At 65.7% G+C, this 23622-nt stretch carries 19 protein-coding genes; 11 read left to right on the top strand and 8 right to left on the bottom strand.

Annotated features, from left to right (window positions below):
* The first annotated feature begins 1 nt into the window (after position 1).
* The 7 genes from ACM62G_RS01350 to ACM62G_RS01320 all read left to right on the top strand — a co-directional run bounded on the left by ACM62G_RS01350 (position 2) and on the right by ACM62G_RS01320 (position 8453).
* The gene (locus ACM62G_RS01350) at positions 2-1786 is read left to right on the top strand and encodes a GMC family oxidoreductase (protein WP_054056573.1); all 1785 of its coding nucleotides are present in this window, start codon (positions 2-4) and stop codon (positions 1784-1786) included.
* A 13-nt stretch (positions 1787-1799) separates the two neighbouring features.
* Positions 1800-3098 (top strand): c-type cytochrome, encoded by a 1299-nt coding sequence (locus ACM62G_RS01345; protein ID WP_419736565.1) that lies wholly within the window; start codon positions 1800-1802, stop codon positions 3096-3098.
* Positions 3099-3301: 203 nt separating this feature from the next.
* Positions 3302-4324, top strand: coding sequence for a LacI family DNA-binding transcriptional regulator (locus ACM62G_RS01340; protein WP_419736564.1), 1023 nt, complete (start codon positions 3302-3304; stop codon positions 4322-4324).
* 61 nt (positions 4325-4385) lie between these two features.
* Entirely contained in the window at positions 4386-5165 is a 780-nt protein-coding gene (locus tag ACM62G_RS01335; RefSeq protein ID WP_419736563.1) for a sugar phosphate isomerase/epimerase family protein, read from the top strand.
* A complete protein-coding gene (locus tag ACM62G_RS01330; RefSeq protein WP_419736562.1) occupies positions 5158-6108 on the top strand; it encodes a sugar kinase in 951 nt (316 codons plus the stop codon). Before ACM62G_RS01335 ends, ACM62G_RS01330 begins: the two co-directional genes overlap by 8 nt.
* 63 nt (positions 6109-6171) lie before the next feature.
* Complete coding sequence (locus ACM62G_RS01325; RefSeq protein ID WP_054061479.1) at positions 6172-7452, top strand: MFS transporter; 1281 nt, start codon at positions 6172-6174, stop codon at positions 7450-7452.
* 11 nt (positions 7453-7463) lie between these two features.
* Positions 7464-8453, top strand: coding sequence for a 2-hydroxyacid dehydrogenase (locus ACM62G_RS01320; protein WP_419736561.1), 990 nt, complete (start codon positions 7464-7466; stop codon positions 8451-8453).
* Here the strand turns inward: ACM62G_RS01320 and ACM62G_RS01315 are convergent.
* The gene (locus tag ACM62G_RS01315) at positions 8440-11493 is read right to left on the bottom strand and encodes an FAD-binding and (Fe-S)-binding domain-containing protein (protein ID WP_419736560.1); all 3054 of its coding nucleotides are present in this window, start codon (positions 11491-11493) and stop codon (positions 8440-8442) included. The genes ACM62G_RS01320 and ACM62G_RS01315 overlap by 14 nt on opposite strands.
* A gap of 156 nt (positions 11494-11649) precedes the next feature.
* Here ACM62G_RS01315 and ACM62G_RS01310 point away from each other — a divergent pair, with 156 nt between their 5' ends.
* Positions 11650-12561 carry a LysR substrate-binding domain-containing protein gene (locus ACM62G_RS01310; protein ID WP_152974489.1) on the top strand — a complete coding sequence of 304 codons (912 nt, stop codon included), beginning with the start codon at positions 11650-11652 and terminating at the stop codon, positions 12559-12561.
* A gap of 80 nt (positions 12562-12641) precedes the next feature.
* On the opposite strand, the gene ACM62G_RS01305 is transcribed toward ACM62G_RS01310, so the two are convergent.
* From ACM62G_RS01305 to ACM62G_RS01275, 7 genes are all read right to left on the bottom strand, one after another.
* Positions 12642-13244 (bottom strand): sarcosine oxidase subunit gamma, encoded by a 603-nt coding sequence (locus ACM62G_RS01305; protein WP_419736559.1) that lies wholly within the window; start codon positions 13242-13244, stop codon positions 12642-12644.
* A 1-nt stretch (position 13245) separates the two neighbouring features.
* Positions 13246-16143, bottom strand: coding sequence for a 2Fe-2S iron-sulfur cluster-binding protein (locus ACM62G_RS01300; protein WP_419736558.1), 2898 nt, complete (start codon positions 16141-16143; stop codon positions 13246-13248).
* Positions 16140-16445: a sarcosine oxidase subunit delta gene (locus tag ACM62G_RS01295; RefSeq protein ID WP_419736557.1), complete on the bottom strand. Its 306-nt coding sequence runs from the start codon at positions 16443-16445 to the stop codon at positions 16140-16142. The genes ACM62G_RS01300 and ACM62G_RS01295 overlap by 4 nt, the downstream gene beginning before the upstream one ends.
* A gap of 10 nt (positions 16446-16455) precedes the next feature.
* Complete coding sequence (locus ACM62G_RS01290; RefSeq protein ID WP_054058050.1) at positions 16456-17697, bottom strand: FAD-dependent oxidoreductase; 1242 nt, start codon at positions 17695-17697, stop codon at positions 16456-16458.
* Positions 17679-18584, bottom strand: coding sequence for a bifunctional methylenetetrahydrofolate dehydrogenase/methenyltetrahydrofolate cyclohydrolase FolD (gene folD / locus ACM62G_RS01285; RefSeq protein ID WP_419736556.1), 906 nt, complete (start codon positions 18582-18584; stop codon positions 17679-17681). The genes ACM62G_RS01290 and folD overlap by 19 nt, the downstream gene beginning before the upstream one ends.
* A complete protein-coding gene (purU, locus tag ACM62G_RS01280; RefSeq protein ID WP_054058048.1) occupies positions 18581-19447 on the bottom strand; it encodes a formyltetrahydrofolate deformylase in 867 nt (288 codons plus the stop codon). The genes folD and purU overlap by 4 nt, the downstream gene beginning before the upstream one ends.
* A gap of 261 nt (positions 19448-19708) precedes the next feature.
* Positions 19709-20314 carry a helix-turn-helix domain-containing protein gene (locus tag ACM62G_RS01275; RefSeq protein WP_054058047.1) on the bottom strand — a complete coding sequence of 202 codons (606 nt, stop codon included), beginning with the start codon at positions 20312-20314 and terminating at the stop codon, positions 19709-19711.
* Between the two features lie 287 nt (positions 20315-20601).
* Between ACM62G_RS01275 and glnT the strand changes: the two genes are divergently transcribed.
* The 3 genes from glnT (at position 20602) to ACM62G_RS01260 (ending at position 23610) form a co-directional block, all read left to right on the top strand.
* Positions 20602-21936: a type III glutamate--ammonia ligase gene (gene glnT, locus ACM62G_RS01270; RefSeq protein ID WP_054058046.1), complete on the top strand. Its 1335-nt coding sequence runs from the start codon at positions 20602-20604 to the stop codon at positions 21934-21936.
* Positions 21937-22009: 73 nt separating this feature from the next.
* Entirely contained in the window at positions 22010-22930 is a 921-nt protein-coding gene (locus ACM62G_RS01265) for a class II glutamine amidotransferase (RefSeq protein ID WP_273820627.1), read from the top strand.
* A complete protein-coding gene (locus ACM62G_RS01260; protein WP_054058044.1) occupies positions 22927-23610 on the top strand; it encodes a protein glxC in 684 nt (227 codons plus the stop codon). Before ACM62G_RS01265 ends, ACM62G_RS01260 begins: the two co-directional genes overlap by 4 nt.
* The last annotated feature ends 12 nt before the right edge of the window (positions 23611-23622 follow it).

Here is a 23622-nt window from a genome sequence, read left to right as displayed (position 1 = left end):
CATGGCTAACGCAATGAAAAAGGTCGACGCGGTGATCGTCGGTTTCGGTTGGGCCGGTGCGATCATGGCCAAGGAACTCACCGAGGCCGGGCTGCAAGTGGTGGCGCTGGAGCGCGGACCGATGCAGGACACCTACCCGGAGGGCAGCTACCCGCAGGTCATCGATGAGCTGACCTACAGCGTGCGCAAGAAGCTGTTCGTCGATGTTTCGAAGGAGACGGTGACCATCCGCCACAGCGTCAATGACGTGGCACTGCCCAATCGACAACTGGGCGCCTTCCTGCCGGGCAAGGGCGTCGGCGGGGCGGGGCTGCACTGGTCCGGCGTGCATTTTCGCGTTGACCCGATCGAGCTGCGCCTGCGCAGCCACTACGAGGAACGCTACGGCAAGCGCTTCATTCCCGAAGGCATGACCATCCAGGACTTCGGTGTCAGCTACGAGGAGCTTGAGCCTTATTTCGACTTCGCGGAAAAGGTCTTTGGCACCTCGGGCCAGGCCTGGACCGTCAACGGTCAGGTGGTCGGCGAAGGCAAGGGCGGCAACCCCTATGCGCCGGACCGCTCCAACCCGTTCCCGCTGCCCTCGCAGAAGAACGTGGTGTCGGCCCGGCTGTTCGAGCAGGCGGCGCATAACCTGGGCTACAAGCCGTACAACCTGCCTTCGGCCAACACCTCCGGGCCGTACACCAACCCCTACGGCGCGCAGATGGGGCCGTGCAACTTCTGCGGTTTCTGCAGCGGCTATGTTTGCTACATGTACTCCAAGGCCTCGCCGAACGTGAACATCCTGCCGGCGCTGCGCCAGGTGCCGAACTTCGAGCTGCGCGCCAACGCCCATGTGTTGCGGGTAAACCTCGACGACAGCAAGCGCAAGGCCACCGGCGTGACCTACATCGACGCCCAGGGCCGCGAAATCGAACAGCCGGCGGACCTCGTGATTCTCGCCGCCTTCCAGTTCAACAACGTGCGCCTGATGCTGCTCTCCGGCATTGGCAAGCCCTACGACCCGATCAGCAACGAGGGGGTGGTCGGGCGCAACTTCGCCTACCAGAACATGGGCACGGTCAAGGCGTTCTTCGACAAGGACACCTACACCAACAACTTCATCGGTGCTGGCGGCAACGGTATCGCGATCGATGACTTCAACGCGGACAACTTCGACCACGGCCCCCATGGTTTCGTCGGCGGCTCGCCGATGTGGGTGAACCAGGCCGGCAGCCGGCCGATCGCCGGAGTTGCCAACCCGCCGGGTACCCCTGCCTGGGGCAGTGCCTGGAAAAAGGCCACCGCCGACTACTACACCCACCAGGTCTCGATGGACGCCCACGGCGCGCACCAGTCGTACCGCGGCAACTACCTGGACCTGGACCCGACCTACCGCGATGCCTACGGCCAACCCCTGTTGCGCATGACCTTCGACTGGCAGGAAAACGACATCAGGATGAACCGGTTCATGGTCGACAAGCTGAGCAGGATCGCCCAGGCGATGAACCCCAAGTCCATTGCCATCCTCGGCAAGAAGGTCAAGGAGCACTTCAACACGGCCAGCTACCAGACCACCCACCTCAACGGCGGCGCGATCATGGGCACCGACCCGAAGACCAGCGCCCTGAACCGCTACCTGCAGAGCTGGGACGTGCACAACGTGTTCGTCCCTGGGGCCTCGGCGTTTCCCCAGGGGCTGGGGTACAACCCGACCGGCCTGGTGGCGGCGCTGACCTACTGGTCCGCCCGGGCCATTCGCGAGCAGTACCTGAAAAATCCCGGCCCGCTGGTCCAGGCTTGAGGAGCGAGAGAACATGAAGAGACTGTTGATCGCAGCCCTCCTGCTCGGTGCCGGCGCTACGGCCCAGGCTGCCGAAACCGACGCCGCACTGGTCAAGCGCGGCGAGTACCTGGCCCGTGCCGGCGACTGCGTGGCCTGCCATACCGCCAAGGGCGGCAAGCCTTTTGCCGGCGGCCTGGCGATGCCGACGCCGATCGGCACCGTGTACTCCACCAACATCACCCCGGATGCCAGCGGCATTGGTCACTACAGCTTCGAAGCGTTCGACCAGGCGGTGCGCAAGGGCATTCGCGAGGACGGCAGCACGCTGTACCCGGCCATGCCGTACCCGTCCTACGCCCGCGTCACTGACGAAGACATGCAGGCGCTCTACGCCTACTTCATGAAGGGCGTCGAACCGGTCGCGAAGCCGAACCGGGCCACCGACATCCCCTGGCCGTTGAGCATGCGCTGGCCATTGGCGATCTGGCGCGGCCTGTTCGCGCCAGAGGCCAAGGCCTGGGTCGCTCCCGCCAACACCGATCCGGTCGTCAGCCGGGGTGCCTACCTGGTCGAGGGCCTGGGGCATTGTGGTGCCTGCCATACCCCGCGGGCGTTGACCATGCAGGAAAAGGCCCTCGACCCGCAGGACGGCGAGCAGTTCCTGGCCGGCAGTGCACCGCTCGAGGGCTGGATTGCCAAGAACCTGCGGGGTGACCACAAGGATGGCCTGGGCAACTGGAGCGAGGAGCAGTTGGTACAGTTCCTCAAGACCGGTCGCAGTGAGCGCAGCGCGGTGTTCGGCGGCATGGGCGACGTGGTCGAGCACAGCCTGCAGTACCTGACCGATGCCGACCTGACCGCCATCGCCCGCTACCTGAAGACGCTACCGCCGAGCCGGGCGGACGATGCGCCTCACGTCTATGACAAGCAGGTCGCGGACGCCTTGTGGAAGGGCGATGACAGCCAGCCGGGGGCGTCGATCTATATCGACAACTGCGCGGCCTGTCACCGCACCGACGGCCATGGCTACACCCGGTTCTTCCCGGCGTTGGCCGGCAACCCGGTGCTGCAGACCCAGGACCCGACCTCGCTCATCCACGTGGTGCTGGCCGGTGGCAGCGTGCCGGCGACGCACGCGGCGCCGTCGACCATCAGCATGCCGGCCTTCGGCTGGCGCCTGAGCGATCAGGAGGTGGCTGAAGTGGTCAGTTTCATCCGCTCCAGTTGGGGCAACCACGGCGCTGCCGTGACGGCTGCCGACGTGGCCCGGCTGCGCACGCCTGAAACGGCCAGGACCGCGGGCAGCGACACGGGGAACGCCAACCGCTAGCAGGCCACCCGGGCCGGCCGGTGCTCTCTGGTCGGCCCGGGTTCTGCGCGGTGCTGCCGGGAGGGTCCGGCGAAGGCGGGCGGCTTGTGGTCGGCGAATGTTTGTTAACATCCGACGAACGGTAGATGACGTTTGGAGCCAGTTTTGATGTATTGAAACCGGTTTCATTCATCGTCTCGGACCACAATCACAAGAGCCCTTCGATGACGGATTTTCCTTCCAGCTCGCGCGAGCGAGTCACCATCAGCCAGGTCGCGCGCGCCGCGGGTGTGTCGAAAGCGACCGTTTCCCGCTATATCGGCGGCGATCGTCAGTTGCTGGCCGAAGCGACCGCACAACGCCTCGCAGACGTCATCCAGCAACTGGGTTACCGCCCCAACCAGATGGCCCGGGGGCTCAAGCGTGGTCAGACGCGGTTGATCGGCATGCTGGTGGCCGACATCCTCAATCCCTATTCGGTCGCGGTCATGCGCGGCGTCGAGAAAGCCTGCCGACAGCATGGCTACACCCTGTTGCTGTGCAACACCAACCGCGACGACGAGCAGGAGCGCCATCACTTGCAGATGCTGCAGTCGTACAACATCGAAGGCCTGATCGTGAACACCCTCGGGCACCATCGGGGTGAACTGGTCGAGCTGCAGCGGGACGTGCCCATGGTGCTGATCGACCGCCAGTTGCCGGAGCTGAATGTCGACATGGTCGGCCTGGACAATGCCGACGCGGTCGAGCAGGCCCTGGATCACCTGCAGGCTTGCGGTTATCGCGACATCCTGGCGGTGACCGAACCCCTCGATGGCACCAGCTCGCGCCTGGAGCGGGTGCAGGCCTTTAGCGCATCCCTTCAGCGCCGTGCGGGCATTCGCCAGCAGATCCTCGAGATCAGCGCGGACCTCGAGGCGGACCTGGCCAGGTTCCTCGCCTCGAACGGCCATGGCCCACAAGCCATTTTCACTTGCAACGGTGTGGCCACCCTGGCCGTCACGCGTGCCCTGCACAGCAGGGGCTGCCGGCTGTTCGACGACGTCGGCCTGCTGGCGCTGGACGAACTGGACTGGTACCCGCTGGTGGGCAGCGGCATCACCGCTCTGGCCCAGCCGACCGAGGCGATTGGCGTGACGGCGTTCGAATGCCTGCTCGCGCGCCTGCGGGGAGAAGGCGACGCGCCGAAGCGAATCGACCTCAAGGCTGAACTGATCGTTCGAGGATCCACCCACCTGAGTATGTGAGCGGTTGCGCAGGGGGTTGCCTGCCGACCAAAAATGAAACCGGTTTCAAAGGATCACAACAATGCGCTTGAACCCCGTTTCCATCAGTCTCTCCAGCTATGGTGCCGACTTCGTTCGGCAGTCCGGCCAGGAGAGTTTTCTTGAGTTGCTGGCGGCTGCCGGTGTGGCGCGTGTCGAGCTGCGCGAGGAGCTGTTCGATGGCGTACCGGACACCACGGCCCTGTCCGGCGCGATAGGCGCACTGCAGTTGGAGTGCCTGTTCTCCTCGCCGCTGGAACTGTGGACCGAACAGGGCGAACTCAACCCGCTGCTGTCGCAGAAGCTGGCGTTGGCAAGCCGACTGGGGGCGGTAGCGCTGAAGGTGTCCCTGGGGCATTACCAACCCCGTTGCGATGTCTCGGCCTTGCGCGGGCTGGTGTCTCGGGACGTCCCCAGGCTGCTGGTGGAAAATGACCAGACCCCGCAAGGCGGGCGGATCGCGGCGCTGCTGGCGTTCTTCGAACAGGTCGAGGCCCTGGCGCTTCCCGTAGGCATGACCTTCGATATCGGCAACTGGCAGTGGCAGAACGAGTCGGCGACCCAGGCCGCCCGGCAGCTCGGTCGCTGGGTGCGCTATGTGCACTGCAAGGCGGTGGAGCGCCAACCCACCGGGCGCCTGGTCGCCGTAAGGCCGCGTGCGGCGGACCTGATGGCCTGGGACGCGCTGCTGGGCGAATTCACCCCCGGTGTCGTGCGGGCCGTGGAGTACCCCCTGGTGGGCGATGACCTGTTGGCGGTCACACGGGCCCAGGTCGACAACCTGGCCCGGCTCGGGCTGGTGACGGAGGTCAGCCATGTTTGAACACGATGTGCTGTGCTTCGGGGAAACCATGGCGATGTTCGTCGCGCAACAGCCTGGCGATCTGGCCCATGTCAGCCAGTTCAGCAAACGGATCGCGGGGGCGGACAGCAATGTCGCCATCGGCCTGGCCCGGCTGGGTTTCAAGGTGCGCTGGCTGAGCCGGGTAGGTGACGACTCGCTGGGGCGTTTCATCATCGACAGCCTGCGCCAGGAAGGCCTGGATTGCGCAGGCGTCGAGGTTGACCCGCGCCACGCCACCGGCTTCCAGCTCAAGGAGCGCCGCGACGATGGCCGCGACCCGAGCGTGGAGTACTTCCGGCGCAACTCGGCGGCCAGCCACCTGTCGCCGGCGATGATCGCCGGGCAACGGTTCCAGGTGCGGCATCTGCATGCCACCGGCATTCCCCTGGCGCTGTCACCGACCTGCCGGGCGCTCTCCCATGCCCTGGTGGAGGCCATGCGTGAAGCCGGTCGGAGCATCTCCTTCGACCCGAACCTGCGTCCGTCCCTGTGGCCGGACACCGCCACCATGGTGCGTGAAGTCAACGCCCTGGCGCTGAAGGCCGACTGGCTGCTGCCGGGGCTGGAGGAAGGGCGCCTGCTGACCGGGCAGCGCGAACCTGCCGACATCGCGGCGTTCTACCTGGATAGAGGCGCGCAAGGGGTGGTGATCAAGCTGGGAGAGCAGGGCGCCTACTTCCGTACGCTGCGCGATGAGGGACAGGTCGCCGCCGTGCCGGTGCCGCAGGTGGTGGACACGGTCGGTGCCGGCGATGCATTTGCCGTCGGCGTGCTCAGTGGCCTGCTCGAAGGGCTGGAGCTGCCGATGGCGGTTGCGCGTGGCAACTGGTGCGGCAGCCGCGCCGTCCAGTTCCGCGGAGACATGGAGGGCCTGCCCTTGCGGCATGAACTCGACGATCGGGACAAGCGCCGGAGCGCTTGAGCCATTCAGACCGGATTGCCGAAACCTGTTGCGACAACAATAACAAGCTCAGGAGAGTGAATCATGCAAACGACAAGCCTCGCCCGTCGCCGTTGGTGGTACATCATCCCCATCGTCTTCATCACCTACAGCCTGGCCTACCTGGACCGTGCCAACTACGGCTTCGCCGCTGCCTCGGGCATGGCCGAAGACCTCCACATCACCCCGGCGCTGTCGTCGCTGCTGGGGGCGCTGTTTTTCCTCGGCTACTTCTTCTTCCAGGTGCCGGGGGCCATCTACGCCGAAAAACGCAGCGTGAAGAAACTGATCTTCGTCAGCCTCATCCTCTGGGGTGGCCTGGCGACCCTCACCGGCATGGTCAGCAATGTCTACATGCTGGTCGCCATCCGCTTCCTGCTGGGGGTGGTGGAGGCGGCGGTGATGCCGGCCATGCTGGTGTACCTGTGCCACTGGTTCACGCGGGCGGAACGCTCGCGGGCCAACACCTTCCTGATCCTCGGCAACCCGGCCACCATCCTCTGGATGTCGGTGGTGTCCGGCTATCTCATCCAGCACTTCGACTGGCGCTGGATGTTCATCATCGAAGGCTTGCCCGCAGTGATCTGGGCCTTGCTCTGGTGGCGCCTGGTGGACGACCGGCCGGCCCAGGCCCGTTGGCTGAGCGAGGCGGACAAGGCGAATCTGCAGGCGGCGCTGGCGGCCGAGCAGCAGGGCATCCGGCCGGTGAAGAATTACCGTGAGGCCTTCCGCACCCCGCAGGTGATCGTCCTGTCGCTGCAGTATTTCTGCTGGAGCATTGGCGTGTACGGCTTCGTGCTCTGGCTGCCGTCCATTCTCAAGCAGGCGGCCAAGGTCGACATCGTCCAGGCCGGCTGGCTGTCGGCGGTGCCCTACCTGGCGGCGGTGCTGGCGATGATCGGCGTCTCCTGGGCCTCCGATCGCCTGCAGAAGCGCAAGCGCTTCGTCTGGCCGCCGCTGCTGATCGCCGCGCTGGCGTTCTATGGTTCCTACGCGCTGGGTACCGAGCACTTCTGGCTGTCCTACGCGCTGCTGGTGGTCGCCGGGGCCTGCATGTACGCCCCCTATGGCCCGTTCTTCGCCATCGTGCCGGAGATCCTGCCCAGCAACGTCGCCGGTGGCGCCATGGCGCTGATCAACAGCATGGGCGCGCTGGGTTCCTTTGGCGGATCGTGGCTGGTGGGCTACCTCAACGGGGTCACCGGCGGGCCGGGGGCCTCCTACCTGTTCATGTGTGGTGCGCTGCTGACCGCCGTGGTGCTGACGGCCGTGCTCAACCCCGCGCAGACGCGGCGCCGTGGTGCCCGTCTCGCCGTGACACTCTAGGAAATACTGCAATGAAGAAGAGAATCGTGCTGTACAAGCGGCTGTCCGACGAACTGATGGCGCGTTTGCAGGAGCAGGTCGAAGTGACCTGGGTCGACATGGCCCAGCCCGATGGGCTGGCGCGCTTGCGCGACGCCTTGCCCGGGGCCCGGGGCCTGCTCGGCGCCAGCCTGCGGATCGATGGCAGCCTGCTGGACCTGGCGCCCCAGCTGGAGGTGATTTCCAGCGTGTCGGTGGGCGTGGACAACTATGACCTGGCCGAGCTGAGCCATCGTCGCGTGTTGTTGACCAATACCCCGGATGTGCTGACCGAAACGACCGCCGACACCGGCTTCGCCCTGATCCTGGCCAGCGCCCGCCGGGTCGTCGAACTGGCCGGCTGGGTGCGTGACGGCCATTGGCGGGCGAGCCTGGGGCCGGCCCATTTTGGCAGCGATGTACATGGCAAGACGCTGGGTATCGTCGGCATGGGACGCATCGGCGAGGCACTGGCCAGGCGCGGCGCGGCGGGCTTCGGCATGCGCGTGCTGTACCACAGTCGAGGCGCCAGGCCCGAGGTGGAGGCCCGTTACGCAGCGCGTCATTGCAGCCTCGATGAGCTGTTGCGTCACGCGGATTTCGTCTGCCTGACCGTGCCCTTGAATGCCGAAACCCAGGGCCTGATCGGTCGACGTGAACTCGCCCTGATGAAGCCCGAAGCGATCCTGGTGAACATCGCGCGTGGCCGCGTGGTGGATGAAGCCGCACTCATCGACGCCCTGCGCGAGCGGCGCATTCGCGGGGCGGGCCTGGACGTGTTCAGCCAGGAGCCCCTTGCGCCGGATTCGCCCCTGCTCGGTCTGGATAACGTCGTGGCGACGCCGCACATCGGCTCCGCCACCCGGGAGACGCGCGAGGCGATGGCCCGCTGTGCGGTGGAGAACCTGCTGCAGGCACTGGCCGGGAAACGCCCGGCCAATCTGGTCAACGAAGGCGCCTGGGACGCCCTCACGCCTCGATAGGCGCGTGCTGGCGAAGCTGGCCCAGCAATGCCTGCAACGGATGCAGCACCACTTCACCGGCCTGGCGCTTGACCTGGCTGCGGCAGGAATAGCCATCGGCGAGCAGGCGGCCGCTGGGCTGGTAGCGCTCCACCAGGGGTTGCCAGGACTGCGAGTAGATGACCTGCGAGGTCTGCGCGTTGCGGGTTTCGTGCCCATAGGTGCCGGACATGCCGCAGCAGCCGCTGGCCAGCACCTGCAACTTCAGGCCGAAGCCGTCGAAGACCTTCTTCCACTGCTCGACGCTCGCCGGCTCGTTGGTCCGCTCAGTGCAGTGCGGCAGGAAGTGGAAGGTCTCTGGCGCCTGCGGTTTTTCCAACTGCGGCAGGGCGGTCGCCAGCCACTCCTGGGCCAGCACCACGCGCGGCGCGGCATCCTGCTCCAGGGTCTTGGCGTATTCCTGGCGATACACCAGGGTCATCGCCGGGTCGAGTCCCACCAGCGGGATGCCGTAGGCTTCGAGTGCCTTCAGGCCCTTGGCGTTGTGGCTCGCGGCCTTCTTGAACGCACCGAGGAAGCCCTGCACCTGCAGCGGCTTGCCGTTGGGGGCGAACGGCGCCAGGTAAAGGGTGTAGCCCAGGCGGGCGATCAGCTCGATCCACTCGGCCGCCAGCGGGGTTTCGAAGTAGCGGGTGAAGGCGTCCTGAACGACGATCACGCTGCGCTGGCGCTGCTCTTCGCTCAGTTGCGACAGCTTGTGCGCCGTCGCCACCTGCACGTTCCAGCGCGCGCAGACCTGGTGGAAGTCCATCAGGCTCAGCAGCGGACTGTCGACCATGCCGACCAGGTGTTCGAGCAGAAACTTCACCGGCCGTGCATTCATCATCGCGTTGTACAGCCGCGGGAAGCGGGCGATGTAGGGAATGCTGTACTCCAGCGAGCCGACCACGTAGTCCTTCAGCGGCCGCAGGTAGCGCTGGTGGTAGAGTTCGAGGAAGCGCGAGCGGAAGTCCGGCACGTTGACCTTCACCGGGCACTGGCCCGCGCAGGACTTGCACGCCAGGCAGCCGGCCATCGCCTCGTACACCTCATGGGAGAAATCTTGCTCGCCCAGGCGCTTGCCCAGGCTATTGCGCACCTTGGCCAGCAGGTTGCCGACGCTGAAGCGGGTGGCGACGCTGCCCAGCAGGTCGACGCCCTGGGCGCCCTGCAGGCGCAGCCACTCGCGTACCAGCGAGGCACGGCCCTTGGGCGAGTGAATGCGGTTGCGCGTGGCTTTCCAGGACGGGCACATCGCATCGTCGGGATCGAAGTTGTAGCAGGCGCCGTTGCCGTTGCAGTGGACGGCGCTCTGGTAGCTCTGCCAGACCCGCTCGTCGATCTGCCGGTCGAGTTCGCCGCGCAGGACCACGCCATCGACCTTGGTCAGGCTGGCGTCGCTGATGCTCGAAGGCGTGGCGATCTTGCCCGGGTTGAGCTGGTTGAACGGGTCGAACGCCGCCTTGATCGCCTGCAGCGACGGGTACAGCGGGCCGAAGTAGGCCGGCGAGTACTCCGAACGCAGGCCCTTGCCATGCTCGCCCCACAGCAGTCCGCCGTATTTGCGGGTGAGGGCGGCCACGCCATCGGACACCGGGCGGATCAGCGCCGCCTGGTGCGGGTCCTTCATGTCGAGGATCGGCCGCACGTGCAGCACGCCGGCGTCCACGTGACCGAACATGCCGTATTCGAGCTGATGCGAGTCGAGCAGCGCACGGAACTCGGCGATGAAGTCGGCGAGGTTTTCCGGCGGCACCGCGGTGTCTTCGACGAACGGTTGCGGCCGGGCTTCGCCCTGGACGTTGCCCAGCAGGCCCACCGAGCGCTTGCGCATGGCGTAGACGCGCTTCACCGCCTCGCTGCCGACGGCCAGGGTATGCCCCAGGCGCACCACGCTGTCGTCGTTTTTCAGGTGCTCGATGAAGTCATGGACCTGTCGTTCCAGGCTCTGCTGGTCATCGCCGCTGAACTCGATCAGGTTGATGCCCAGGGTCTGCTGGCCGGGGACCGGCGGGAAGTACTCGGCCACGCCGTGCCAGACGATGTCCTGCATCGCCAGGCGCAGCACCTTGGAGTCCACGGTCTCGATCGACAGCGGCTTGAGCGCCATCAGCGCCTTGGCGTCACGCAGGGCATCCATGAAGCCGGCGTATTGCACGTTCACCAGGATGCTGTGGCGGGGAATCGGCAGCACATTGAGCCTGGCTTCGATGATGAAACCCAGCGAACCCTCGGAGCCGCAGAGGATGCTGTTGAGGTTGAAGCCGCCGTCCTCTTCGCGCAGGTGGGCGAGGTCGTAGCCGGTCAGGCAGCGGTTGAGCGGCGGAAAGGTGTCCCTGATCAGTTGCGCCTGCCGGTCGGCGATATCGCGGGCGCAGCGATAGACACTGCCGACCAGGTCCTGCCGGGCCGCCTCGCGGTCGGCCTGTTCGGCGGCCAGGGGCTGGCTGTCCAGGCGCTGGCCCCCCAGCAGGATGGTGGACAGGGCGAGCACGTGATCGCGGGTCTTGCCGTAGGTGCAACTGCCCTGGCCGCTGGCGTCGGTGTTGATCATCCCGCCGATGGTCGCCCGGTTCGAGGTCGACAGCTCGGGGGCGAAGAACAGGCCATGGGGCTTGAGGGCGGCGTTCAGCTGGTCCTTGACCACGCCGCTCTGCACCCGCACCCAGCGCTCCTCGACGTTGATCTCGAGAATGCCGTTCAGGTGCCGGGAGAGGTCGACCACGATGCCGTCGGTGAGCGACTGGCCGTTGGTGCCGGTGCCGCCGCCGCGCGGGGTGAGCACCACGGCGCGATGCTGCGGCTGGGCGGCGAGTTTCGCCACCCGCTCGACATCCGCGTAGGTTTTCGGAAACACCGCCGCCTGGGGCAGGCGCTGGTAGATCGAGTTGTCGGTGGCCAGCACCGCCCGGGAGCCCAGGTCGCCGGCGATTTCCCCCTCGAAGCCTTCGCTGGCCAGTTGTTTCAGGAAGCGGTCGTAGGCGTCTGTCTGACCGTGGGTGGGGGCGAGGCGGGCGATCATTCGTGGCGGTTCCTGCAGGCTGATTCGTTTTTATATTCGCTTAACGTATGCTCAAGGCTGAGCCAGCGTCAGGGCGAAACGGTATAGTTTCGATTATTCGCGGATGGCACGCTGCTGACAAACGTAAAACACGCAGCCTTTGCATGAGCTTTATGAATGAACCCAAGACGCCTCACTCCCTCCATGTCGGTGCTCGTGGCCTTCGAAGCAGCGGCCCGCCACGGCAGCTTCACCAAGGCGGCCGATGAGCTGTTGCTGACCCAGAGCGCAGTCAGCCGGCAGGTGCAGGCGCTGGAGACGCTGCTGGGGGTCGAGCTGTTCCTGCGTGACGGCCGGCGCATCGAGCTGACGGCGGCGGGGGCGCTGTATCAGCATGAGCTGTCGGCGGCCCTGGGGCGGATCCGCAGCGCGACCCTGAAGACCATCGCCTTTCGTTCCCAGGAAGGCGTGCTGCACCTGGGCGTGCTGCCGACGTTCGGTTCCAAGTGGCTGTTGCCGCGGATGAATGACTTCTACACCCGGCACCCGGATATCGTCGTGCACATCCATTCGCGGATCATCCAGGCCGACCTCGCCAGTGCCGCCGGCGAGATGAACGCGATCATCTACGCCGGTTCCGGCTCCTGGCCGGGGTTCATGTCGCACAAGCTGCTCACCGAGGAACTGGTGGTCGTCGCCAGTCCTTCGGCCCTGCCCGAATACCGCACGACGACGCCGGCCGAGATCGCCACCAGCCATTCGCTGCTCAATGTCGTCTCCCGGCCCAATGCCTGGTCGGATTGGTTCGAGCACAACGGCCTGGATCATCGCCTGATGCGCCCGGGCCCCGGCTTCGAACTCACCAGCCATCTCATCCAGGCGGCGGTCGCCGGTATCGGCATCGGCCTGGTGCCGCGGGTGCTGGTGCAGGACGAGATCCGCGCGGGCAGCCTGGTCGTGCTGTTCGAGCCCATGGAAAGCGGCAGGAGCTATTACCTGGCGTATGCCAATCGCTACCAGAACCTGCCGTCGCTGGTCGCCTTCAGCGAGTGGCTGCTGAGCCTGCCGTTTCCCGAAGGGGCGGGCTGAACTGACGGCCGCCCGCCTCGACAGCGCGCCATGGCCGGTAGCCGTTCGACATCCCGGCGGGCACCCACCGGGGACGACGGCTACAGGGCGTCCAGGCTCAGCAGTTGCCCGTCGAACTCGGCCATGGCATCGAGCAGCGCCTCCCTGAAGTACGCCAGCGAGGCGCGGTCGCAGAGGATCTGGAAGGTCGGCTCGGCGCTGCCGCCGAGGTTGACCACGATCACGTTGATCCGCGCCGCCGAGGTCTGGGCCACGGCGCCGGGGGCGAAGGCCTGGGCGCGCAGGTCGACGCCGCACAGTTTGGCCATGACCTCGGCGCTGCACACGCCACTCAACTGCAGCCAGGCATGACTGTCCTGGCGTGGCAGCAGGTAGTTGGCGCTGGGGTCCAGTACCCAGCGCGCTTCTTCGTCGGCGATGCGCGCGCCACGATCGGCCAGGCTGCCGAGAAGCAGGTACTCGCTCTGCGACAGGCGCGCCACATGGCTGCCGTCGGCCTGGGTGACGGCGCGGTTGGGCGCCTCGGGCAGGCTGAAGCCGCGGGCCTGCAGGTAGGCGGCGCTGTGCGGGCCGCGAAAGCCGACCCGCGGCAGGTCGGTGAGGTCGATCAGGGCACATTGTTGCAAGGCGCCCTCGGCCAGTCGGGCCGGCGTGAGGGGACGTTCGCTGATGAGGGTGGACATGTCAGAGCTCCTGGCGCTGGTTTTCAGGGTCGAAGAACGGCAGCTTCACCACCGTGGCCTGGACGATCACGCCGCCCTCGACCCGGATCGGAATCTGCTGCCCCGGCGTGGCCTGGTCGAAGGCGGCATAGGCCAGGCCGATGATCCGGTCGAGGGTCTGCGAGTACTCGCAGGAGGTGACGTTGCCGCTGATGTCCGGGCCCTTGAGCACCAGGTGGCCCTCCAGCGGTTGCGGGCTGGTCCTGGGCAGGGTGAAACCGACCAGCTTGCGCTTCTGCGGCTGGGCCTCGAGGATATCGATCGAGCGGCGGCCGACGAAGAACGGCTTGCTGCGGCTGACCGCCCAGCCCATGTCGATCTCGGCCGGGTGGGTCATGCCGTCGGTGTCCTGGCTGATGATCACGTGGCCTTTTTCCAGGCGCAGCAGGCGCTGGGTCTCGACGCCGAACGGGCGGATGTCATGGGCCTTGCCGGCCGCCATCAGCGCGTCCCACAGTTGCAGCGCATGGCGCGCCGGGACGTGGATTTCATAACCCAGCTCGCCGACGAAGCCGACCCGCAGCAGGCGCGCCTTGATCCCGGCCACGGTGCCCTGGCGCACCGCCAGGTAGGGAAAGCCTTCGGCCGACAGGTCGAGGTCGCTGCAGACCTTCTCCAGTACCTTGCGCGAGTCCGGTCCGGCGACGTTGACTGCGGCAATCGCCGCGGTGACGTTGGCGATATCGACATCCAGCCGCCACTGGGCATTCCACTTGAGCATCTGCTGGTAGATGCGCTCCACGCCGCTGGTGGTGGCGGTCACGTAGAAGTGGTGGTCGGCGAAGCGCGCGCAGACGCCATCATCGATCACCACACCCTGTTCATTGGTCATCAGCGCATAGCGCGAACGCCCCACCGGCTGCTTGAGAAAGGCGAAGGTGTACATCCGGTTGAGCAGTTCGGCGGCGTCCGGACCCCGCACGTCCAGGCCGCCCAGGGTCGAGACGTCGATGATGCCGACCTTGTGCCGCACGTGTTGCGCCTCGGCCTGCATGCAGGCATCACGCTGGCTGGGCTTGCCGTAGTAGGCCGGGCGCTGCCAGATCCCGGCGGGCATCATCTTCGCCCCGGCTTCGAGGTGGCGCCGATGCATCGGCGTCTGCCGGTACGGGTCGAAGGCACGGCCGGCGACGTGGGCCAGTTTCTCCGCCTCGAACGGCGGCCGGGCGGTGGTCACGCCGGTCTCGCTGACGCTGCGCTGGGTCGACGAGGCCACCAGTCGCGCGGTCGGCAGGGCCGAGTGGCGGCCCTGGGACGGGCCCATGCCGACCGTGGAGAAACGCTTGACCAGTTGCACGTCGCGGTAGCCGATGCGGGTGGCATTGACGATGTCGCGGACCTGCAGGTCTTCATCGAAATCGACGAAATCCTTGCCCTTGGGGTGCGGGAAGATCGGCCAGGGGAAGTTGACCGGGGCTTCGGCACGCAGCGGCAAGGGCTTGGCGACAAGTTCCAGGTTCAGCGCGGTGACGATCTGCGCCGCCGCGTCGATGGCATCGGCCAGCACGTTGTCCAGGGCGTGGTAGCCATGGGCCGAGCCGGCGACGCGAAGGTTCTGCGGCAGGCCGCTGAGGGTGAACTCCGCCAACGGGTCGTCGTAGGCCAGCTTGCCACCCGCCTGGCACAACAGCTGGTAGACCGGCATGTAGCCGCCGGACATGCACAGCAGGTCGCAGTCCAGGATCAACCCCTGCTGGGCGACCTGGCCTTGCCCGGTGATCTTGCGGATATCGACGCCGCTGACATGGCGCAGGCCCTTTTCGTGCAGGGCTTCGTACACGGTGCTGCCGGAGTGGCAGGGGATGCCGCGTTTTTCCAGTTCCAGCAGCAGCTCGCGATCGGCCGGATGAGGGCGCATGTCGACCAGGGCGGCGACCTCGACCCCCTGGTCATCCAGGTCCAGCGCGGTGAGGTAGCCGTCGTCGTTGCCGGTCAGGACCACGGCGCGCTGGCCCGGCTTGACCGCATAGAGCTTCATCAACCGTTGCGCGGCGCTGCTGAGCATCACCCCGGGCAGATCGTTGTTGCGAAAGATCACCGGCTGGTCGAACGAGCCGCTGGTGATCAGGCATTGGGTGGCGCGGACCTTGTACATCCGCTTGCCCTGGATCACCGGCAGGTAGTTGTCGGTGAACCAGGCGTTGCAGGTGGCCTGCTTCAGCACGCGGATATTGGCGTGGCCTTGCACCGCATCGACCAACTCCTGGCGCAGGCTGTCGGCACGCCGGCCTTCGAGGTCGAAGCGGGCGTAGGTCAGTGACCCCCCCAGGATCGGCTGCTGCTCGACCAGCAGCACCTTGGCCCCGGCATTCGCCGCGGTCAACGCCGCCTGCAGGCCGGCCGGGCCGGCCCCGATCACCGCCAGGTCGGTGAACAGGTAGGCCTTGTCGTAGTACTCGGGCTGGAAGCTCTGGTCGAGCACGCCCAGGCCGGCCTTTTTGCGGATGATCGGCTCCCACAGTTTCCAGGCGCCCCGGGGCTTGTAGAACGAGCGGTAGTAGAAACCCACCGGCATGAACCTGGAGAACTTGCCGAGGTAGGCATCCCGGTCATGGTCCAGCGAACCGCTGAAGTTCTGCCCGGTCACCTGCACGCCGCTTTCCAGCAACTGGGTATCGGCCAGCACGTTGGGTTCGCGCGGCAGTTGCACCAGGGTGTTGGCGTCCTGTCCCGCCATGGTCAGCGGACCGCGCGGGCGGTGGTACTTGAACGAGCGCGAGAGCAGGAAGCGGCCATTGGCGAGCAGGGCACTGGCGATGCTGTCACCGGCAAAGCCCTGGTAGGGCTTGCCATCGAAACTGAAATCGAGGGGCTGGCTGCGGTCGATCAGCAGGCCCATGGGTACGGGGAGGCGGTTCATCGCACGATCTCCTGGGTGGTCGCGGCTGTGAATTCAACGCGGCTGTCGAACAGTTCCCGCGGGTCGAAGGTGCGCAGGATCTCGTCGCTGCCGGTGTGACGCTCGGCCAGGAACCAGTAGCTGGACGGGTTGTGCAGCCACCATTCGCGGACCACGCCGAGAGTGTCTTCGCTGTTGAACACGTAGTCGGCCCATTCGGCATCGCTGCAGGTCTGCGGATCGGGCATCCGCTTGAATTCGCCGCCGTAGGTGAATTCGCTGATGTTGCGCGGCCCGTTGAGCGGGCAATTCATCACTTTCATGTGCCGCTCCTCAGTGGCTGGCCGCTGTCGCGCCCATTTCGTTGACTTGCTGGAAGGTGGCGAAGCGCTCCAGGCCGAACGGTCTGATCAGCTCCGGTACCCGGCCACCGCTGGCGACCAGCTCGGCCATGGTCTTGCCGCAGATCGGCGTGGCCTTGAAGCCCCAGGTGCCCCAGCCGGCGTCGAGGTAGTAGTTCTTCACCGGCGACAGCCCCATGATCGGGCTGTAGTCCGGGGTCATGTCGGTGATCCCGGCCCACTGGCGCATCAGCCTGGCGTTGGCCAGGAACGGGAACATCTCGATGGCGTGGGCCAGCAGGCTTTCCTTCAGGTCCAGGGTCGAGCGGGTATTGAACAGCGGGTAGGGGTCGGAACCGCCACCGAACACCACCTCGCCACGGCTGGTCTGCTGCACGTAGCAGTGCAGGGCCGAGGAGCTCACCAGCGGGTCGAGGAACGGCTTGAATGGCTGGGTGACCATGGCCTGCAGCGGGAAGGTCTGGATCGGCGAACGGATGCCGGCCTTCTTCATCAGTTGCGAACTCATGCCGGCCACGGCCTGGACCACGCAGCCGCAGCGGACGGTGCCGCGGTTGGTCTTCACCGCGGTGATCGTGCCGTTGTCGATCACCAGTTCCTGGACTTCGGTGAGCTGGTGAATCTCCACGCCCCGCTTGGCCGCCTGCTTGGCATAACCCCAGGCCACCGCGTCGTGGCGGGCGGTGGCACCGTCGATGTGCCACAGGCCGGCGAGCACCGGCAGGTGGCCGGGGTCGAGGTTGAGTGTCGGCACCAGTTCGCGGATCTGCTGGCGGTCGAGCATTTCGGTGCGGCCGCCGAAGTGCTTGTTGACCTCGGCGCGCTGGCGGAACGACCGCACCGTCGCGTCGGTGTGGGCCAGGGTCAGTTGGCCGCGATGGGAGTACATGATGTTGAAGTCGAACTCGTTGGACAGGCCCTCGAACATCCGCACCGATTCGGCGTAGAAGCGCACCCCTTCGCTGGTCAGGTAGTTGGAGCGGATCACCGCCGTGTTGCGCGCGGTGTTGCCGCCGCCCAGGTAGCCCTTTTCCAGCACCGCGATGTTGCTGATGCCGTGGTACCGGGAGAGGTAGTAGGCGGTGGCCAGGCCGTGGCCGCCACCGCCGATGATGACCACGTCGTAGGCCGGCTTGAGCTCCTTCGGCGGCGGCAGGTCGACCTCGACCGGGTACTGCGAACCGAGTCCGTATTTCAATAGATGGAATGGCATAGGGCCTCCAGGTGACTGCGTTGGGCGTGGGCCTGCTGAACGGCAGCGGTCACCGTGTTCTTCATCAGGAAGGCGATGGTCATCGGGCCGACGCCACCGGGCACCGGAGTGATGGCCGAGACCTGGGGCAGGGCGCTGTCGAAGTCGACGTCGCCGACCAGGCGGCTGCGTTTCCCGTCGTCGATGCGGTTGATGCCGACGTCGATCACCACCGCACCGGGCTTGAGCCAACTGGCGTCGATCAGCCGCGGGCGGCCGACGGCGGCGACCACGATGTCGGCCTGGCGGCACAGGGTCTGGGCATCGACGCTGCGCGAATGGAGCACGGTGACCGAGCAATGGGCCTTGAGCAGCAGGGCGGCCATGGGCTTGCCGACGATGTTCGAGCGGCCGATCACCACCGCGTGCTTGCCGCTCAGGTCGCCGCAGGCGTCTTCGAGCAACTGCATGCAGCCGCTGGGGGTGCAGGGCGTCAGCACCTCGCGGCCCTGGCTCAGGCCGCCGACGTTCTCGCTGTGGAACCCGTCGACATCCTTGCCCGGGGCGATGGCCTGCAGGGCGCGGGTTTCCTCGATATGGGCCGGCAGCGGCAACTGCAGCAGAATACCGTTGACGCTGTCGTCCTCGTTCAACTCGGCAATCAGACTGAGCAACTGCGCCTGGGTCGTGTCGGTGCCCAGCCGGTATTCCAGCGAGCGGATCCCGGCCTCTTCGGCACGCAGGACCTTGTTGCGCACGTAGACCTGGCTGGCCGGGTCCTGCCCCACGAGAATCACCGCGAGCGCAGGCTCGATGCCGGCCTGCTTCAACTCCCGGACTTCGGCCTTGACCCGCGCCAGCACCCGCGCCGCCGCGGCCTTGCCATCGATCAGCTTGGAGGTATTCACCGGAAGATCACCGTTCTGTCGTTGTTGAGAAAGACGCGATGTTCCAGGTGGTACTGCACCGCCTTGGACAGGGCCACGGTCTCGGTGTCGCGACCGGTGGCGACCAGGTGGTCCGGCAGATAGGCATGGTCGACCCGCTGAACTTCCTGCTCGATGATCGGCCCTTCGTCCAGGTCGCTGGTGACGTAGTGCGCGGTGGCGCCGATCAGCTTCACGCCGCGCTCGTAGGCCTGGTGATAGGGCTTGGCACCCTTGAAACCGGGCAGGAACGAGTGGTGGATGTTGATCGCCCGGCCCGAGAGTTGCCTGCACAAATCGTCCGAGAGGATCTGCATGTAGCGGGCGAGCACCACCAGCTCGGTGCCGGTTTCATCGACCACCTTCATCAGCGCCGCTTCCTGCTGGGCCTTGGTTTCCTTCGTCACCGGCAGGTAGATGAAGCGGATGCCCTCGCGCTCGGCCATGGGCCGCAGGTCCAGGTGGTTGGAGACGATGGCGGTGATGGTCATGTCCATCTCGCCCTTGTGGTGGCGGTACAGCAGGTCGGTGAGGCAGTGGTCGAACTTGCTGACCATCAGCAGCACGCGCATCGGCTCGCGGGTGTCGTGCAGTTCCCAGTGCATGTCGAAGGCCTGGGCGACCTCGGCGAAACCGGCCTTGAGCCGGGCGATGTCGCCGCTGTGGCCGTCGTTGAAGCGGAACACCGCACGCATGAAGAACTTGCCGCTGAAGTCGTCGTCGAACTGCGCCATTTCACCGATGTAGCAGCCATTGCCGGCCAGGTACGAGGTCACCGCCGCGACGATGCCGGAGGTCGCCGGACAGCTGATCTTGAGAATGAAAGGGTTCTTTTCGTGTTGCATGGCATGTCCTCTGGAGAGTGGCGGCAGCTCGGCGCAAGGCGAAATTCAGGGGGGAACGGCGATGTTGTAGGTGAATAAAAATTCCTACTAGGAATTAAATATTCTTTTGTGCGGTTTATAGGCGAAAGGCGATGGCGCGTCCAGCATTTCTGGAAACTTTTTTAACTGGTGGGAAATTTTTTGGGGTGGTTGCCCGCGACGTGAGCACCGTTGCGGTGTGGCCCTGGGGCCGTCGCGGGCCAGTGGAGGGAGCGGTCGGCTCTACTCCCCGGAGGTGCCGTAGTTCATGATCGATAACAGCCGGATCGGCACCTGCACCAGCTTCTCCGGGCCATGGGGAATTTCGCCGTCGAAGGTCAGGCTGTCGCCGGCTTCCATCGGGTAGAGCTGGTTGCCGTGGCGGTAGACCAGTTCGCCTTCGAGCAGATGCAGGAACTCGGTGCCGGGGTGGGAGAAGGTCGGGAACTCCTCGCTGGCATCGTCCATGGTCACCATGTACGCCTCGAAGCTCTTCTTCGGCCCGCGGGTGTGGTTGAGCAGGTGGTAGGTATGGCCTTTCTCGGTGCCGCGGCGCACCACCTCCAGCCCCTCGTCGCGCTTGACCAGCAGCGCGCTGCCGCCTTGCTGGTCGTACTGGCTGAACAGCTTGGACATCGGCATGCCGAGCACGTCGCACAGGCGGCTGAGGATATCCAGGCTGGTGGACACCTGGGCGTTCTCGATCTTGCTCAGCATGCCCTGGCTGATCCCGGCGATGCGCGCCACATCGGCCAGTTTCAGTTCCTGGGCCTGGCGCTGGCGCTTGATCTGGATGCCCAGGTACTGCTCGAGCTTGAGCTTGGGTTGTGCTTCGTCAGGCGTGTTCATCGGCTTTGCACGGTTTCCGTTCAATAATTTTAAATTCGCACCAGTAATGTGCGATTCGGGCCTCGGCCGCTCGTTCGGCGGCGGAATATTCCCTCGGTGAAAACGAGTTTCCCATATATACAGAGGAAAAGCCGCAATCGCGGCTCCGCAGACCCCAAGCGACAAACTTGGCAAGGCCATTGCATTCCTATTGGGAAAGTAAGTTTCCTGATTGGAATAAGTTCCGGCCAGGAAGCAAGCGACGGTTCAAACCATAACGTCTTGCCTTTCGCCAGGAGTGAACGCTCATGTTGCCACCCGAAACACAGCGGCTGATCGCGGAGCACGGGATCAAATACGTGCTGGCCCAGTTCGTCGATATCCACGGTTCGTCCAAGACCAAATCGGTGCCGGTTTCGGGTCTGGAGATGGTTGCCGAAGAGGGGGCGGGGTTCGCCGGGTTTGCCATCTGTGGCATGGGCATGGAACCTCACGGACCGGATTTCATGGCCAAGGGCGACCTGTCGTCGTTGACCCCGGTACCCTGGCAGAAGGGCTACGGCCGGGTGGTGTGCATCGGCCACGTCGAGGGCAAGCCCTGGCCCTACGACAGCCGCTACGTGCTGCAGCGCCAGGTCGAGCGCCTGAGCGATCGCGGCTGGACGCTCAACACCGGCCTCGAACCGGAGTTCAGCCTGTTTCGCCGTGACGCCAGCGGGGCCCTGCAACTGGTCGACGCCAGCGATGCCCTGGACAAGCCGTGCTACGACTACAAGGGCCTGTCGCGCTCGCGCGAATTCCTCGAACGCCTGACCGAAGCTCTGCAACCGGTGGGCTTCGACATCTACCAGATCGACCACGAGGACGCCAACGGCCAGTTCGAGATCAACTACACCTACAGCGATGCCATGGAGTCGGCGGACCGCTTCACCTTCTTCCGCATGGCCGCCGGCGAGATCGCCAACGACATGGGCATGATCTGCTCGTTCATGCCCAAGCCCGATCCGAAACGGGCGGGCAACGGCATGCATTTCCACCTGTCGATCAGCAGCGCGACCAGCAAGAACCTGTTTCACGATCCCAGCGACCCGAGCGGCATGGGCCTGTCGAAGTTGGCCTATCACTTCGCCGCCGGGCTGCTGGCCCACGGCCCGGCGCTGTGCGCGTTCGCCGCGCCCACGGTCAACTCCTACAAGCGCCTGGTGGTCGGCAACTCGCTGTCCGGTGCCACCTGGGCGCCAGCCTTTATCGCCTTTGGCGCCAACAACCGCTCGGCCATGGTCCGGGTGCCCTATGGCCGCCTGGAGTTCCGCCTGCCGGATGCCGGGTGCAACCCGTACCTGGTCAGCGCCGCGATCATCGCCGCGGGTCTGGATGGCATCGACCGCAAGCTGGAAATCGACAACGTCTGCAACGAGAACCTCTACAAGCTGAGCCTGGAGGAGATCGCCGCCCGCGGCATCAAGACCCTGCCGCAGTCGCTGAAGGAAGCCTGCGATGCGCTGGAAGCCGATCCGCTGTTCGCCGAGGTACTGGGCGCAGAGATCGTCGGCGAGTTCATCAAGCTCAAGCGCATGGAGTGGGTGGAGTACAGCCGCCATGTGAGTGACTGGGAAGTGCAGCGCTACACCGAATTCTTCTGATCCAGCCGTTTCAACCAACCGTTTCCGACGCCCTGCAAGTGGGTAGGGCGTCTTCTGCCCGGGAGTTTGCGATATGTGTGGAATTGTGGGGCTTTACCTGAAAAATCCGGCGCTGGAATCCCGGCTCGGCCAGCTCTTCGAGCCGATGCTCGAAGCCATGACCGACCGCGGGCCGGACAGTGCCGGTTTCGCCATTTATGGCGATGAAGTGGGCGAGGGCTGGGTCAAGTTGACCTTGCAGGCCACCCGCGACGGCTATGACTTCAAGGCCCTGGTCGAGGCGCTGCAAGCCCGCCTGGCGGCACCGCTGGACTGGTTCCAGAACGCCAGCGCCATTGTCCTCAAGATCCGTGCCGAAGAGGCGCCGGTGCGTGCCGCACTGGCGGAGCTGGCACCGCAGGTGCGCATCATGAGTGTCGGCCAGAGCATCGAGATCCTCAAGGGCATGGGCCTGCCCCGGGAAATTTCCGAGCGTTTCGGCCTGGCCTCGATGAAGGGCAGCCACATCATCGGTCACACCCGCATGGCCACCGAAAGCGCGGTGACCCTGGAAGGCAGCCACCCGTTCTCCACCGGGGCCGACCTGTGCCTGGTGCATAACGGCTCGCTGTCCAACCACTCGCGCCTGCGCCAGAACCTGCGCCGCGAGGGCATCCACTTCGAGACCGAGAACGACACCGAGGTGGCGGCCGGTTACCTGGCCTGGCGCCTGCAACAGGGCGACTCGCTGAAGACCGCGCTGGACAAGTCCCTGGAAGACCTCGACGGCTTCTTCACCTTCGCCATCGGCACCCGCAACGGCTTCGCGGTGATCCGCGACCCGATCGCCTGCAAGCCGGCGATCCTCGCCGAGACCGCCGACTACGTCGCCATGGCCTCGGAATACCAGGCGTTGTCGAGCCTGCCGGGCATCGAGAAGGCCAGGGTCTGGGAACCTGTTCCCGCCACCCTTTACGTCTGGGAACGCGAATCGGCTCAAGGAGCACGCCCATGAAAACCATCGATCTTTCCACCAGCACCGTGCGTGAGCTGAACCAGGCCCTGCACGACCAGGCCCGGCAGCTCGAAGAGCGTGAGTGGCGGGTCACCCACCCCAACGGCGCGCACAACCTGGCGGTCGGCATCAACGAAACGGTGTCCGTGGATATCCAGGGGCACGCCGGCTACTACTGCGCCGGCATGAACCAGAAGGCCTCGATCACCGTGCATGGCAACGTCGGGGTCGGTTGCGCCGAGAACATGATGTCCGGCTACGTGCGGGTCAAGGGCAGTGCCTCGCAGGCGGCGGGCGCCACCGCCCATGGCGGGCTGCTGGTGATCGAGGGCGACGCCGGTGCCCGTTGTGGCATCTCGATGAAGGGCATCGACATCGTGGTCGGCGGCAGCATCGGCCACATGAGCTGCTTCATGGGCCAGGCCGGGCGCCTGGTGGTCTGCGGCGACGCGGGCGATGCGCTGGGCGACTCGCTGTACGAGACGAAGATCTTCGTCAAGGGCAAGGTCGAGTCGCTGGGCTCGGACTGCATCGAGAAGGAGATGCGCCCCGAACACCTCGAAGAGCTGCAGGCCCTGCTGAACCAGGCCGGTTTCAACGAAAAGGCCAGCGATTTCAAGCGCTACGGTTCGGCCCGCCAGCTGTACAACTTCAAAGTCGACAACGCCAGCGCCTACTGATCCAGGAGCCAG

Origin of the sequence: Pseudomonas sp. COR18 (genome assembly GCF_048568395.1) — a bacterium.
Taxonomy (GTDB): domain Bacteria; phylum Pseudomonadota; class Gammaproteobacteria; order Pseudomonadales; family Pseudomonadaceae; genus Aquipseudomonas; species Aquipseudomonas fuscovaginae_B.
The sequence above is the reverse complement of the archived record's forward strand: the minus strand, read 5'-3'. Positions and strand labels throughout refer to the sequence as shown.

What these genes read in the sequence shown, in the direction of transcription:
- ACM62G_RS01345 (WP_419736565.1), top strand. Translation starts at nt 1,800, where the DNA reads ATGAAGAGACTGTTGATCGCAGCCCTCCTGCTCGGTGCCGGCGCTACG.
- purU (WP_054058048.1), bottom strand. Translation starts at nt 19,447, where the DNA reads ATGCAACACGAAAAGAACCCTTTCATTCTCAAGATCAGCTGTCCGGCG.
- ACM62G_RS01320 (WP_419736561.1), top strand. Translation starts at nt 7,464, where the DNA reads ATGAAGAAGAGAATCGTGCTGTACAAGCGGCTGTCCGACGAACTGATG.
- ACM62G_RS01300 (WP_419736558.1), bottom strand. Translation starts at nt 16,143, where the DNA reads ATGAACCGCCTCCCCGTACCCATGGGCCTGCTGATCGACCGCAGCCAG.
- ACM62G_RS01350 (WP_054056573.1), top strand. Translation starts at nt 2, where the DNA reads ATGGCTAACGCAATGAAAAAGGTCGACGCGGTGATCGTCGGTTTCGGT.
- ACM62G_RS01275 (WP_054058047.1), bottom strand. Translation starts at nt 20,314, where the DNA reads ATGAACACGCCTGACGAAGCACAACCCAAGCTCAAGCTCGAGCAGTAC.
- ACM62G_RS01335 (WP_419736563.1), top strand. Translation starts at nt 4,386, where the DNA reads ATGCGCTTGAACCCCGTTTCCATCAGTCTCTCCAGCTATGGTGCCGAC.
- ACM62G_RS01325 (WP_054061479.1), top strand. Translation starts at nt 6,172, where the DNA reads ATGCAAACGACAAGCCTCGCCCGTCGCCGTTGGTGGTACATCATCCCC.
- ACM62G_RS01265 (WP_273820627.1), top strand. Translation starts at nt 22,010, where the DNA reads ATGTGTGGAATTGTGGGGCTTTACCTGAAAAATCCGGCGCTGGAATCC.
- ACM62G_RS01295 (WP_419736557.1), bottom strand. Translation starts at nt 16,445, where the DNA reads ATGAAAGTGATGAATTGCCCGCTCAACGGGCCGCGCAACATCAGCGAA.
- ACM62G_RS01315 (WP_419736560.1), bottom strand. Translation starts at nt 11,493, where the DNA reads ATGATCGCCCGCCTCGCCCCCACCCACGGTCAGACAGACGCCTACGAC.
- ACM62G_RS01330 (WP_419736562.1), top strand. Translation starts at nt 5,158, where the DNA reads ATGTTTGAACACGATGTGCTGTGCTTCGGGGAAACCATGGCGATGTTC.
- ACM62G_RS01340 (WP_419736564.1), top strand. Translation starts at nt 3,302, where the DNA reads ATGACGGATTTTCCTTCCAGCTCGCGCGAGCGAGTCACCATCAGCCAG.
- ACM62G_RS01305 (WP_419736559.1), bottom strand. Translation starts at nt 13,244, where the DNA reads ATGTCCACCCTCATCAGCGAACGTCCCCTCACGCCGGCCCGACTGGCC.
- ACM62G_RS01310 (WP_152974489.1), top strand. Translation starts at nt 11,650, where the DNA reads ATGAACCCAAGACGCCTCACTCCCTCCATGTCGGTGCTCGTGGCCTTC.
- ACM62G_RS01260 (WP_054058044.1), top strand. Translation starts at nt 22,927, where the DNA reads ATGAAAACCATCGATCTTTCCACCAGCACCGTGCGTGAGCTGAACCAG.
- ACM62G_RS01290 (WP_054058050.1), bottom strand. Translation starts at nt 17,697, where the DNA reads ATGCCATTCCATCTATTGAAATACGGACTCGGTTCGCAGTACCCGGTC.
- glnT (WP_054058046.1), top strand. Translation starts at nt 20,602, where the DNA reads ATGTTGCCACCCGAAACACAGCGGCTGATCGCGGAGCACGGGATCAAA.